Origin of the sequence: Chromobacterium sp. LK1 (assembly GCF_001043555.1) — a bacterium.
Taxonomy (GTDB): domain Bacteria; phylum Pseudomonadota; class Gammaproteobacteria; order Burkholderiales; family Chromobacteriaceae; genus Chromobacterium; species Chromobacterium aquaticum.
Genome location: NZ_LDUI01000001.1, coordinates 255,944 through 270,231, shown reverse-complemented (window position 1 = coordinate 270,231; position 14,288 = coordinate 255,944). Strand labels below are relative to the sequence as shown.

At 65.4% G+C, this 14,288-nt stretch carries 5 protein-coding genes; 2 read left to right on the top strand and 3 right to left on the bottom strand.

The window, feature by feature from the left end:
- Positions 1-647: 647 nt before the first annotated feature.
- Positions 648-4,496 carry an EAL domain-containing protein gene (locus VI26_RS23005; protein ID WP_053074160.1) on the top strand — a complete coding sequence of 1,283 codons (3,849 nt, stop codon included), beginning with the start codon at positions 648-650 and terminating at the stop codon, positions 4,494-4,496.
- A 344-nt stretch (positions 4,497-4,840) separates the two neighbouring features.
- Positions 4,841-5,275, top strand: coding sequence for a hypothetical protein (locus VI26_RS01195; protein ID WP_048407896.1), 435 nt, complete (start codon positions 4,841-4,843; stop codon positions 5,273-5,275).
- 151 nt (positions 5,276-5,426) lie between these two features.
- Here the strand turns inward: VI26_RS01195 and VI26_RS01190 are convergent, their stop codons facing one another.
- The 3 genes from VI26_RS01190 to VI26_RS23000 form a co-directional block, all read right to left on the bottom strand.
- Positions 5,427-5,840 carry a hypothetical protein gene (locus tag VI26_RS01190; RefSeq protein ID WP_048407895.1) on the bottom strand — a complete coding sequence of 138 codons (414 nt, stop codon included), beginning with the start codon at positions 5,838-5,840 and terminating at the stop codon, positions 5,427-5,429.
- A gap of 149 nt (positions 5,841-5,989) precedes the next feature.
- A complete protein-coding gene (locus VI26_RS01185) occupies positions 5,990-7,054 on the bottom strand; it encodes a beta-N-acetylglucosaminidase domain-containing protein (protein ID WP_048407894.1) in 1,065 nt (354 codons plus the stop codon).
- A 177-nt stretch (positions 7,055-7,231) separates the two neighbouring features.
- Complete coding sequence (locus tag VI26_RS23000) at positions 7,232-14,263, bottom strand: PAS domain S-box protein (protein WP_082150810.1); 7,032 nt, start codon at positions 14,261-14,263, stop codon at positions 7,232-7,234.
- Between the last annotated feature and the right edge of the window lie 25 nt (positions 14,264-14,288).

Sequence of the window (14,288 nt, the reverse complement as noted above, 5' to 3'; positions counted from 1 at the left end):
GGACATGAGCGCGCAAGAGCCCTGCCTATTGGTGTTGCGCCGCACCTGGTCGCACAAGAAGCTGGTCAGCTTCGCGCGGCTGACGCATCCGGGGTCGCGCTACAAGCTGCGTTCGCAGACTCGGGTCAAGCGCTAAGAACCTGTTCAAAGCCTGCTGCGCGTCGGCGATACGGCGTTGAAAACCAGCTCAAAATGCTCATGTACCACTTGTACATTCCGCTTTTTCGCTCGTTTTCGCCTTGTCTCGCTCTTACTCAAAAGACTTTGAACAGGCTCTAAGAACCTGTTTACGATCTGCTGCGCGTCGTGAAGCGTGACACGGTGAGTACCGCTTCGAAATGCTCATGTACCACGAGTACATTCCGCTTTCTCAGCCGCAACGCCTTGCCTCGCCTTAGCTCGCGAGATCGTAAACACCCTCTAAATCCCGCCCCGCCAGGCGGAGTCCACGCTACATACAGCGGCACTAAGTGGAAGCACTTAGCCGAGCCGGCATCCCCTTGCAAGCCTTGCCAGACAAGGCTTGCAAGGCATGTCCGCCGCCGATCCCTCTCTGCCGCCGCGTATCGCTCCTGTCTATGCCTTGCCGCGCCGGAGCGCAGCAACTAATTTCTGAGTATCCCCCGCCTCCGGAGAGTAGCCGCCACATGCGCGCAGGTCTCACCCGCACTCTGTCCGCCGTCAGCGGACTGGGCCTGCGCGCCCAGTTGCTGCTGTTCGCGCTGGCCTGCCTGCTGCCGGCGGTGGTGCTGATCGGCATCGGCGCCTACGAATCGGCCCGCGACATGCGTGACGCCGCCCAGGAACAGACCCGCGTGCTGGCCGACCAGGTGGATCAGACGCTGGCCAGCAAGATAGCGGAACTGGAACGACTGCTGGCGCAGCTGAGCCAGCGCTCGCCGGTGCGCCGCTTCGACTTCGACGAATGCGCCATCGCGTTCCGCGACATCGCGCTGAGCTTCCCCTCCGTCACCAATCTGACGCTCAGCACCGCCACCGGACTGCAAGTCTGCAGCCATGCGTCCAATCCCGCGGCCAGGGAACCGCCGACCAAGGCCGGCTGGTTCCAGCGCGCGCTGGCCGCGCCCGGCTTGATGCTGAGCGAACCCTTGCAGGAGCCAGCCACCCATCGCTGGGTAGTGATGCCCAGCTTTCCGGTGCGCGACGAGCAAGGCCGGCCCATCGGCCTGCTGACGCTGCAACTGGACTTGCTGGCGCTGCAGGCCCAGGTGCTGCCCCCGGCGCTGGATCGCAAGCTGACCATCGCGGTATTGAGTTCGCAGGCGGCCTTCCTGCTGCGCTATCCCGACCCCACGCTCTGGCACGGCAAAAGCGCGGTCCACGTTGCCCAAACCATGGCGCGCATCCGCGCCAATGCCTCCGGCTTTGAATTGGGCGTCAGCCGCGACGGCGTATCGCGGCTGTACTCCTATCGCAAATTTTCCCAGGCCGACTGGCTGATCGTGGCCGCGCTGCCGGAGCATGACGTCTTCGCGCCCTACTACAGCCGCCTGCGCTGGGGCGCGGCCAGCGGCCTCCTCACCCTGCTGCTGTGCAGCCTGTTGGCACAGGGCTTCAGCCGCGCGCTGACCCGGCCGGCGCGCCGTTTGGCCGAAACCGCGCAAGCGGTGGCCGACGGCGACGCGCAGGCGCGCGCGCCGGAACTGGGGCCGCAGGAATTACGCGCGGTATCGCGTCAGTTCAACCAGATGCTGGACCAGTTGCAAGCCCATGTCACCGCGGTCCGCCTCAGCGAAATGCAGCGCGCCGGCATCATCGACACCGCGATGGACGCCATCGTCACCATAGACGCCGACCTGAACATCATCCAATTCAACCCGGCGGCGGAACAGGCTTTCGGCTATAGCGCCGAGCAAGTACTGGGCCAGCCGGTCAATCTGCTGGTGCCGGATGCGCTGCGCGCCGGCCACGCGCAATTGATCCAGGGCTTCGGCAGCAGCGGCCAGGTCAGCCGCAGCCTGGCGCCGGCCGGCGGCGTGCGCGGCCGCCGCGCCGATGGCAGCGAATTCAGCGCCGAGGCCTCGGTGTCGCAGCTGGAAGTGGCCGGTCGCAAGTATTACACCGCCATCATGCGCGATATCAGCGAGCGCCTGAAAACCGAACAGGCGCTGCAACGCCATACTCAGCAACTGGAATCGCTGCGCGACATGGGACTGACCCTGCTTTCCGCCGCCAGCCCGCAACAGACCGCGCAGGAAGCGCTGCGCATGCTGGCGCAGCTGGTGCCGTTCTGGGGCGCATCGGCGACGATGTTCGACTGGCGGCGCGAGGAAACCGTGTTCCTGGCGCTGGAATGCGAGGCCAAGGACGAAATCCCGCCCGACAGCCGCTTCCCCTTCTCCAGCTACGGCCTCAACGATCTGGAACTGCTCAAGCGCGGCCAGCCCAGCAGCATCCATGACATCACCACGCTGACGCAGCCACCGGCGCTGGTCAAATGGCTGCGCAGCCACGGCGTGCGCGCCTATCTGCGGCTGCCGCTGATGGCGGAAGGTCAATTGCTGGGCTCGCTGAACCTGGCGTTCCTGACCGTGGCCAACAATGGCTTCGAACACCAGGAAATCGCGCGCGCCTTCGCCCAGCAGCTGGCCATCACCCTGCAGCATTCGCTGCTGCGCCAACGCATAGAAAGGCTGAACCGCGTCTACGCCATCCTCAGCGGCATCAATATGCTGATCGTGCGCTGCCATGAACGCCAGGAGCTGTTCCGCGAGGCCTGCCGCATCGCCGTGGACAGCGGCGCGTTCAAACTGGCCTGGATCAGCCTGCTGGAACAAGACGACGAACAGCATCGCCTCGCCGCGCTGCACGGCCAGACCGAGCCGGCGCCGGACCCCGACGGGCTGCTGCAAGTGTCGGCCACCGCCATCGCCAGCGGCGGCAACATCGTCTGCAATCAATTGGGCGCGCCGCTGCCCAACCTGACGTGTGAACAATTGCTGGCGCAAGGCATCCGTTCGCTGGCCTGCCTGCCGCTGCCGCTGCCGGGCCAGCGCGCCGCCTCGCTGGCCCTGTGCTCCAACGAAAGCAATGCCTTCGACCACGAAGAGATGCAATTGCTGGCCGAGCTGGCCGGCGACATCAGCTATGCGCTGGACCACATCGAAAAAGAAGAACGCCTGCATTTCCTGTCCTACTACGACGAACTGACCGGCCTGGCCAACCGCAGCCTATTCCACGAGCGCCTGGCGCAGCAGATCAGCGCCAACCATCACGAGCAGCGACGCCTGGCGGTGGTCTTCCTCGATATCGAGCACTTCAAGTCCATCAACGATGTCTACGGCCGCTGGGCCGGCGACCAAGTGCTGCGCCTGCTGGCGGCGCGGCTGGAATCCTTCACCGAGGAAGCCCGGCTGCTGGCCTGCGTCAAGATAGACCGCTTCGCGCTGATCTTCCCCGAGGTCAAGAGCGAGGAAGACATCGCGCGCCAGGTGATGCAATTGCAGGAGCGCTGCGTGATCCAGCCCATCGCCATCCTGGACAAGCAATTGCGCGTATCGGCCAAATTCGGCATCGCCACCTACCCGGAAGACGGCGCCGACGCGGAAAGCCTGCTGGAAAACGCCGAAGCCGCGCTCAAGCTGGCGCAGAACACCAATGAGCGCTACCTGTTCTATCGCCAGGAAATGAGCGAGCGCGCCGCGGTGACGCTGGAGCTGGAAAACCGGCTGCGCCTGGCGCTGGAACACAAGGAATTCGTGCTCTACTACCAACCCAAGGTGGACGCGGTATCGCGGCAGATCGTCGGCGTGGAAGCGCTGCTGCGCTGGCAAAGCCCGGAACGGGGCCTGGTGTCGCCGGCGCAATTCATCCCGCTGCTGGAAGAAACCGGCCTGATCCTGGAAGTGGGCGCCTGGGCGCTGGGGCAAGCGGCGCGCGATCATCGCCGTTGGCTGGAAGCCGGCTATCCATCACCGCGCATCGCGGTCAACGTGTCGCCGCTGCAATTGCGGCAAGTGGATTTCGCCGATCAACTGCGGCGCGCGCTGAGCCAAGGCGCCGCGGTGCCGGGCATAGACATCGAAATCACCGAAACCGTGGTGCTGGACAATCTGGACACCTGCGGCGAAACGCTGCGCCGCATCCGCGATATGCAAGTGGGCATCGCCATCGACGATTTCGGCACCGGTTATTCCTCGCTGTCCTATCTGGCCAAGCTGCCCACCCAGGAATTGAAGATCGACCAGTCCTTCGTCCGCGCGATGCTGGACGATCAGGACGCAATGACGCTGACCGGGGCCATCATCGCGCTGGCTCATTCGCTGCAACTCAAGGTGGTGGCGGAAGGCGTGGAAACCGACGAGCAGGCCACGGCGCTGACCTATATGTTCTGCGATACCCTGCAAGGCTATCTGTTCTGCAAGCCGCTGCCGGCGGCGGAACTGGAACGCCGTTTCTGGCAGGACCGCCCCGATCCGCGCGCGCCGCTGCTCAATACCGTCCAGGCGCCCACCACCACGCCGGCCACGGGCTAAGCCGCTGTTCTCGAGCCTCCTAGCCGTAGAGCGAGACTTTGAACAGGTTCTTACGGCCAAAGCCGCCGCGTTACCTTGACCCCATCCCCGCTCTCGGCAACAATCCCCACGTTGCCGCCCACATGCGGCACACGGGATTGGCGTCTCGTTAAACGATAAAAAAGCGGCTGTGATCCTACAGCCGCGCACCATAGCAGTGCCCTGACGGGCAGGCTCGTGGTGGGAGAGTGCTATGCGCTCGCCGGTTTTATCGTTTCCGGTACGCCAATCCTGCCACGCGCCTGCCTCATACCTCAGCCTCACCCGGCAGGTGGTTTATCTTGTGTCACAGCAGGAGAAACACCATGTCTTACACCCTCCCCTCACGCCGCCGTTACAAACTGGCCGCCCGCGAACAACAGGAAGCCCTGCTCCCCTTCGTCCGCTATCTGCCTTCCCGCGACTACCCTCATTACTGGCAAATGCCCGCCGCCTCGGAAAACCACGCGCTTGCCCGCGCTTATGGCCGAGAATGCGCCGCCCATCTGCTGCAATGGTTGAAGGACAACCCGGAATACGTCGGCTCCGGCCTGCTCAGCCGCATCGCCCGCGACATCGACTTCAGCGACCTCAGCCAGCGCGGCCACTGGATGGGCTTCTTCAACTACCTGGAGCATATGCTGTGGCTGGGCGCGCGCCGGGTCCGGGTTTATCGTCATCTCGACTGCCAGCACCAGTTGCACGATGCGCAGACCCTGCGCACATGGCTGGAGGCGCGCCGCGCGCAACGGAGGCACTGATAAACGCAAAAAAGGGAGGCATCGCCTCCCTTCGTCCCCGTTTGGGCCGCGCTGTGCGCGTCCTCTTTAGTTCAGCCGGACCGTGATCCGGCTGACTGTTTCCTGCTTATCCGTTATCCAGTTTAACCGTTTCCGGCTTAACTGTTCCGGTTTATTTGGCTGCGGAAGCCGCGGCCTTCTTGTGAGACTTCTTCACGGCGTGCTTCTTGTGCTGCGCCGGCTTCTTCGCGGCCTTGGCCGGAGCGGAGGCTTCGGCCTTGGCGGCCTGGGCTTTTTGCGCCGGAGCGGACGCGGCTTGCTTGTGGGTTTTCTTCACCGCGTGCTTCTTGTGCGGAGCCGCTTTCTTGGCGGCCTTGGCCGGGGCGGAAGCCTCGGACTTGGCGGCCTGGGCTTTCTGCGCGGCGCCGGAAGCGTGCTTCTTCATTGCCTTGTGCGGGGCTTTCTTGGCGGCCGGCGCGGTCTTGGCGGCCGGCGCGGAAGCGGGCTTGGCGGCTTCGGCGGCGAAACCGGCGGCGGAGCTCAGGGCGAAAACGGCGGACAGGGCGATCAGGCTCAGTTTTTTCATGATGACATTCTCCAGTCGGGTCAGGGGGGCGTCCGTCTGCTCTGTGCTGCCGTGACGCCAGGTTTGGTGTTTCCTTGCTGCGTATCCTAGGCGCGCCGGACGGCCCCGTCTGTGGGTCAGTTGTAAAGGCATGTAACGCTGCGTAGCCATTACTGAGTTTGCACCTCAAGCTCGCTGATCCGATACTCGCCATCCAGCCAGGCCACCACTTCGCGCGCGCAGGGGTGTTCCAGCGCCGCGTAGCGGCCGCGCAGCTCGGCCGCGCGCTCGCCCAAGCGGTCCAGGCCGATGTCCTGCAAGGCCAGCAGATCGTGCCACAGCATGTCGGCCAGCGCCTCGCCGGCCACCGCCTGCGCGGCGCGGCGCATCGAGGCGCCGTATTGATAACGCGGCCCCAAGCGGTAGCTGTCCGCCAGCGTCAGCGCTGGAATCAGGCTGAGTTCCGCTTGCAGCGCCGGGTTCACCCCATGCGCGGCCAGCAGTTCGGCATTGGCCACCGGCCGCCCGGTGAAGCCGCGCAGATGCAGGTATTGCGACATGCGCGCGCCGTCGTTCACCGGGTAGTTGTCCCACAGCACCGGCTTGCGGCCCAGCCATTTGCCCACTTGCAGCAGGTGGCCGGGGGAGATTTCGCGCGAGCAGACTTCCTCGCCGGTCCAGAAGATGTCGATGTCCGGCGCCAGCCACTGGCCCAGTTGCTGCAGATAGCCGGCCGGACGCTGGCCGAACACCCGGTCCAGCACCGGATCGCTGGAGTAATAGCTGGGACAGACCAGCAGCCGTTCCACTTCGCAGCGCTGGCTGACCCAGGCGACGATCTCGGCCTGGCGTTCGGCCAGGTCGGGCAGGTCGCCGCGCATATCGTCGAACAGGATGGCCAGTTGGCGCATGCCCAGCCGCTGCAGCTGGGCCAGCTTGCGCGTCAGCGCGCGCTTGGCCTCGTCATCGAAATTCAGATAAGCCTGGTAGGGGCTGAGCCCGATGCCGAAGCTGACGCTGTGATGCTGACAGTGGGCGGCGAACTCGCTGAGTTGCGCCTCCCATTCCGGCGGGTAGTCCTGCTGCCACTGGCGGCGCAGATAAGCGTCCGCCTTGGGCGCGTACAGGTAGAAGCGATAGCCGTGCGCCGACAGCATGGCGGCGACGCGCGCCCGCTGCGCCCAGCTCCAGGGTTTGCCGTAAAAACCTTCGATGATGCCCAGAGGAATGTTCATGGAAAAACCTTCAGCGTCTTGGACGCGCCGGCGCCGGCCCGCCGCGCCCGGTTGACGGCCAAGCGCGGTCGTCAACCATCGAGAAATGATGACTTTAGCCTGATGATTGACTCAAAATTGCGCGCCAAGTTGCATTTCCGCCGGCAATCTGACCGGCTTATGCCATTGCTGGCAATGCTAGCGCCGCGTCGGATCCGCCTCGTCCGGCGTCGCGGCGCGATCGGTCAGCACGATGCGCACGCAATGCGGGTGCTGGGCACGGACCCGGTCCAGGAAGGCCAGGCCATCCATCTGCGCGGCGCGGATGTCGGCAATCACCGCGCCGGCGTCCTGGCGCTCCAGCCAGGCCAGCGCCTCGCTTTCGCTGCTGGCGGCCAGCACTTGGCAGCCGTCGCGCTCCAGCGTGCCGGCCAGCGCGGCCTGGATCGCGCTCGGCTCGCCCAGCAACACCAGCTTGGACGCGGCGGCCGCTTCGTCGCCGCAGTCCAGCCGCCGGCCTTCGCGCAGCAATTGGGCGAAGGCCGGCGCCGGCTGCGGCCGGCTGAAATAGAAGCCCTGCATTTCGTCGCAGCCGCGCCCGCGCAAAAACGCCGCCTGCGCTTCGGTTTCCACGCCCTCGGCGATCACCGCCAGCTTCAAGCCGCGCGCCAGCGACAGGATGGCGGTGGCGATGGAGGCGCTGTTCGGATCGCAATCCAGGTCGCGGACAAAGGATTGGTCTATCTTCAAGCGGTCCAGCGACAGGCGCTTGAGATAGCTGAGCGAGGAGAAGCCGGTGCCGAAGTCGTCTATGGTCAGCATGATGCCCAGTGCCTTCAACTGCTGGGTGGCGCGCACAAAGGCTTCCGAGTCGGCCATCATCGCGCTTTCGGTCAGCTCCAGTTCCAGCCATTCCGGCGCCAGCCCAGTTTCCGCCAGCACCCGGCGCGTCAGTTCGCACACATCCATCGCCGCGAACTGATGAGCGGACACGTTCACCGACATCGTCACCGGCGGCAGCCCGGCGTCCTGCCAGGCCTTGGCTTGCGCGCAGGCTGCGCGCAACACCCACTCGCCCAGGGGCACGATCAGCCCGCTGGCTTCCGCCAGCGGAATGAATTCGGCGGGCAGCAGCAGCCCATGGCGCGGGTGCTGCCAGCGCACCAGCGCCTCGCAGCCGAATAGCTCGCCGCCGTGCAGCTTGACCTGGGGCTGGAAGTGCAGCACCAATTCGTCGCGCGCCAGCCCGCGGCGCAAGTCATTCTCCAGTTCCAGCAATTCCAGCGAGCGCGCGTTCATTTCCGCCGCGTAATAACGCACGCCGTAACCGCCCACGCCCTTGGCCTGGTAAACCGCCGCCAGCGCGTTGCGCAGCAGGTCGTCGCCGTTGCGCCCGTCCTTGGGGAAGACCGCTATGCCGATGCTGCCGGACAGGAACACTTCCCGCCCCGCGGCTTCGAACGGCTCGGCCAGCAGCTTCAGCACCGCCTGGGCCAACGCGGCGCCGGCCATCTCGCCCTGGCTGAACAGGATGAATTCATCTCCGCCCAGCCGCGCCAGCGTGTCCGCCTTGGCAATGCCTTCCAGCCGCTGCGCCAGTTGGCGCAGCAAGTCGTCGCCGGCTTCGCGCCCCAGGGTGTCGTTGATGCCTTTGAAGCGATTGAGATTGAGCGCCAGCACTTCCAGCCGGTGTTGTTCCCGCCGGCAGCTGCGCAGCGCCTGGCTTAGCCGATCGCGCAGCAGGTTGCGGTTGGGCAGCCCGGTCAATTCGTCGAAATTGGACTGCCGCTCCAATTGCTGGATGTAGCGCTGGCGCTCGCGGATGTCGGTGAAGGACACCACCGCCCCCAGTTGCAGGCCGCCGCTATGCATGGGCACGGCGGAGAACTCCACCGGCAGCGCGCCGCCGTCCTTGTGCCGGAACGCGTCCTCGCAAGCGCGTGCTTCCTGGCCGGAACGCAGCATCGCGCGCAGCGGGCCATCCGCCGTCTCGTCCGCCACGCTGAGACAGGCGCCGGCGTCTCGGCCCAGCAGTTCTTCCTCGCAATAGCCCAGCATTTCAGCGGCGGCGGGGTTGATGAAGCGGATGACGCCATCGATATCGATGCCGAAAATGCCTTCCGCCGCGGAATTGAGGATTAGCTCGTTTTCCGCCATCCGCCGCGCCACTTCCGCTTCCAGCCTGGCGTTCTGATGGCGTAATGCATCGCGCGCCGCCTTCAATTCCAATTGGGCTTGCACCCGCGCCAGCAACAGGGATGGCCGTATGGGCTTGGCGATGTAGTCGACCGCGCCCAGTTCCAGCCCCTTCTCCTCGTCGCCGGGCGCGTCCAGCGCGGTCAGGAAGATCACCGGCACTTCGCAAGTGGCGGCCTGGCCGCGCAACGCGCGCAGCACGCCGTAGCCGTCCAGCTCCGGCATCATCACGTCGAGCAGGATGAGGTCGGGCGGCTGCTGCGTCGCCGTCAGCAAGCCGCGCTGGCTGGCAGCGGCCGTGCTCACCCGGTAGCGCGGGCTCAACATCTCGCTCACCACTTGCAGCACTTCCGGATTGTCATCCACCACCAGTACCGTCGGCGCATCCGGCGGCGCCTCTCCGTCGGGTTCGGCCGCCACCGTCTCGGCCTTGGGCAGCGCTTCCAGCGCTGCGCCCAGCTGCTTCAGGCCATGGTCCAGGGACTGGATCAAGACGGCCAGTTCCGGCCCCGACTGGCCCAGCCGCAGGGCGGCCTCCAGCGCGGCGGCCTCCGCCTGGGCGCGAGTCAGGCCCAGCGAGCCCGCCGCGCCCTTGAGCGCGTGGGCGATGTGCCGGCCTTCGTCCTGCTCGCCCGCCGCCAGCAATTGTTCCAGCCGCGCCATGTCCTGTTGATGCGCCGGCACGAATTTATGCAGCAGCCGCTCCAGCCGCGTCAGATCGCCCACCATGCGCAGGCCCGCTTCCAGGTCCAGCCCTGGCAGCGCCATCAGCAGGGCGCGCCGCGCCGCGCCAGGCGGCAACGACGGTTCGAGCGGATACGCGCCGTTCTCCGGCATCGGCAGCCATTTCAGCAGCATGCCGAACAGCTGCTCCGGGTCCACGGGCTTGGCGACGAAGTCGTTCATCCCCGCCGCCAGACAATGCTTGCGATCTTCATCGAAAGCGTTGGCGGTCATCGCCAGCACCGGAGTGTCCCGCCGCCCCGGCAGCTCGCGGATCAGGCGCGTTGCTTCCAGGCCGTCCATCTCCGGCATCTGCACATCCATCAGGATCAGGTCGTAGCGGGTGACGGCGACGCTCTCCACCGCCTCGCGGCCATTGCGCGCCAGGTCCGCCTTCAGGCCGACGCTGCCCAACATCCACAGCGCCACTTCCTGGTTGATGGCGTCGTCTTCCACCACCAGCACCTTGGCGGCGGCGCGGCGGCGCAGTTGCGCTTCCGTCTCGCTCGCTTCTTCCACCGCCGCGGCCACATGCTTTTCACCCAGTTCCAGCCAGGCGGTGAACCAGAAGGTGCTGCCCTGGCCCTCCCGGCTGTCCACGCCGACTTCTCCGCCCATCAGCGCCGCCAGCCGCTGGGTGATGGCCAGCCCCAGCCCGGTGCCGCCGTAGCGGCGCGTGGTGGAGTCGTCCGCTTGCTGGAAGGCCTGGAACAGGCCGGACAGCTTGGCGGCCGGGATGCCGATGCCGGTGTCTTCCACTTCGAAACGCAGTTGCCGCTTCTCGCCCTGCTGGCCCAGCAGGCGGGCCCGCAGCGTCACCGTGCCCTGTTCGGTGAACTTGACCGCGTTGCCGGCGTAATTGAGCAGCGATTGACGCAAGCGCGTGGGATCGCCGCGCAGCCATGCCGGCACGGCGGCGCAATTCACTTCCACGCGCAGCCCCTTGGCCTGGGCCGATTCGCCGATCAGCGAGCGAACATGGTCGAACAGCATGCCGATGGAGAAATCGGTCTGTTCCAGCGCCAGCTTGCCGGCCTCGATCTTGGACAGGTCCAGGATGTCGTTGATGATGGTGAGCAGATGGCCACTGGCCACCAATACTTTTTCCAGTTTGCTCTGCTGCTCCGGCCGCGGCTGGGCGCGCATCAGCAAATGGGTGAAGCCGATGATGGCGTTCAGCGGCGTGCGGATCTCATGGCTCATATTGGCAACGAAGGCGCTCTTGGCCACATTGGCGGTTTCCGCCGCTTCCTTGGCGCGCACCAGCGCCTGTTCGGTGTCCTTGCGCCGGGTGATGTCGGTGACAAAAGCAATGATCTTTTCCGGCTCTTCGGATTCGCCCGGCAGGTAGTAGCAGGTCATTTCCACCGCCACCGAGTTGCCGTCGCGGGTGCGCTGCCAGGTTTCAAACTGGGCGCGGCGCTGGCCGCGCAGCGTCTGCATCATGTCGGCATAGGCCTGCGGCGTGAGCTTGGGATCGATGTCCGACACATGCAGGCGCAGCATGTCTTCCACGCCATAGCCCAGCAGTTCCGCCGCGTAGCGGTTGACGTAGATCAGCCGCCCGCTGGCCGCGTCCAGCCAGTGAATGCCGATGCCCACGCTGTCCATCGCGAACTGGGTGATCTGCAGTTTGGCGCTGGTGGCGCGCACCTCGGCGGTGCGCGTCGCCACCATGTCTTCCAGGTGATGACGATAGAGGTCCAATTCCCGCCCCAGCTGTTTTTTCTCGCTGATGTCCTCCTGCAGCGACAGATAATGGCTGATCCGGCCATCCGGCTGGCGGATCGGCGCGATATGGGCGAAGTCCACGTATTCGCTGCCGTCCTTGCGCCGATTATAGAGTTCGCCCTTCCACGGCTTGCCGGCCCGCAGCGCCGCCCATAACTCGACAAAGGTCTGCCGCGGCGTATTGCCGGACTGGAGCAGGTCCGGCGTGCGCCCTATCACTTCGTCGCGGCTATAGCCGGTATTGCGGACGAAGGCCTCGTTGACGTACTCGATCCGGGCGTCCAGATCGGTGATGACGATGCATTCCGGGCTTTGCTCCACCGCCATCGACAGCTGGCGGATCCGCTCCGCCGCCTGCCGCCGCAGCGTGATATCGCGGAAGGCGCCGTAAATGCTGCCGTCCGGTAGCCGGATCGCGTTCACCTCCACCGGCACTTCGCTACCGTCCTTGCGCCGCAGCAGCATTTCGGCGCTCAATTGCTCATTGGACAGCAGCCGCTGGAACAGCGCCCTGGAATCCGCCGACCGCGCTTCGGCGCTGAACTCGCCGACCCGTCGTCCCAGAATTTCCGCTTCCTCATAGCCCAGCAGCTGGCAGGCCTGCAGATTGACGTACTGGTAGCGGCCATCGGCATCGGCCACCAGCACCGCGTCGGCGGCGTGGTCCAACACGCGGCGATAGCGCGCTTCGGCGCTGGCCAGTTCCCGGGTTTTCTCGCGCAGCGGTCGCAAATCGTTGTAGGTGCCGAAGAAGCCGCAGAAGATTCCGGACAAGTCATGCATCGCGGTGATGGAAGCGTAGACCGGTATCACTTCGCCGTCGCTGGCGACGCGCACCAGTTCTCCGGTCCAACGGCCCTGCTCTATCACCTGCTGCTCCAGCCGCGCTCTTTCTTCCCGCCGCGATGGATCGTCCGGGATGAAGCGGGCGATCGAGGAGCCGACCAATTCGTCCAGCGGATAGCCCATCAGTTCGCCGAAAGCGGCGTTGACGTAGAGAATGCGCCTGGCCGCGTCCGTCATCACCACCGGCTGCGCCGACTGATCCAAGGCCTCCGCCAGCCGATGGCGGTCTTCTTCCATCAATTTGCGCGCGGTGATGTCCTCGGTGAAGATGACGATGCCGCCGATGGCGCCATCGCGGCCATGCCAAGGCCGCACTTCCCAGCACAGCCACTGGACGGAGCCGTCCTGACGCGCAAAGCGCTCTTCTTCCTGGCGGATCACCTCGCCATCCAGCGCGCGGCGATGCACGAGCCGCCAGGATTCCGGGATTTCCGGAAGCACATCGTAATGGCAGCGGCCGATGATGGCGCCATCCAGCCGGTAATCCTCCAGCCAGCGGCGGCTGGCCGCCAGATAGCGCATGCCCCAATCGAACATCGCCAGCGCCGCCGGCGCGTGTTCGATGAACAGCTGCAACCTTTCCTCGCTTTCCTGCAAGGCGTTCTCCATCGCCTTGCGGTCGGAGATGTCCTGCATCGCGCCGCGCACCGACACCACCCGGCCGTTTTCCAGCACCGGCCGCCCGGAGGTGCGCACCCATTTGCGGCGGCCGCTGGCGCTGATCAGTTGCAGTTCCAGGTCATAGGGTTCCGCGTCGGTCACCACCCGGCGCACCGCCGTTTCGATGCGCCTCCGGTCTTCACCATGGAAAAAACCCAGCCCCAGCCGGGTATTGACGGGCGCGTCGACCGGCAGGTCGTGAATGCGCGCCACTTCCGAGGTCCAGCCGCCGTTGCCGCTGGCCGGATCGAACCACCAGCCGCCCACTTGGGCAATCGCGCTCATTTCCCGCAGCAGTTCTTCGCGCTGACCCTGCTCCGCTTCCGCCTGCTTGCGCGCGCTGATGTCGGAAGCGATGCCGCATACCGCGTAAACCTGGCCATGGGTATCGAGCAAGGGGAATTTGAGCACCAGATAGGTATGCGTCCCATCGCTCAGCGGCACGGTTTCCTCGTATTCGCGCGCCTGGCCGCTGCGTATCACTTCCTGATCGGCGCGGCGCAGATTGGCCGCCACCTCCGCCGGGAACAGGTCTTCGTCGCGCAGGCCGCGCATGGCGTCGGCATCGAGATGGAACAATTCTGGGTAACGTTGATTGGTCAGCAGATAATGCCCTGCGTCGTCCTTGACGAAGATGATGGCGGTGGAGTTGTCGATGATGGCGCGCAGCAAGGCTTGCTGGCGCGTCAGTTCGTCTTCGGCCACGCGGGAGCGGCGACTGATCAGACGCTGGCTGAACAGGCTCAGCATGACGCCGCACAGGGAGAACATGGCAATGGACACCGCGTCCGCCGGCTTGGTAATGACAAAGCTCCATTGCGGCGGGATGAATAAATACCAGACGATGAACACCGACAGCGCGGTGGCGATCAAGCCGCCCTCCAGTCCGCCCAACGCCGCGGACAGGAATACCGCCGGATAGAACAGGAACCAGGCATAGGGCCGCATCCAGTCCCATAACGGCCATTGCAGCGACAGCGCCAACAGGGGTATCAGGACGCTCAGCCCGATGCGGCGGTACGGGGTGGCGAAGAGAGCCCGGAGGCGCCGTCTGCCTGGTTTGGGATCAATCAATTATCGGCCTCGTCTCGGGAGCTGC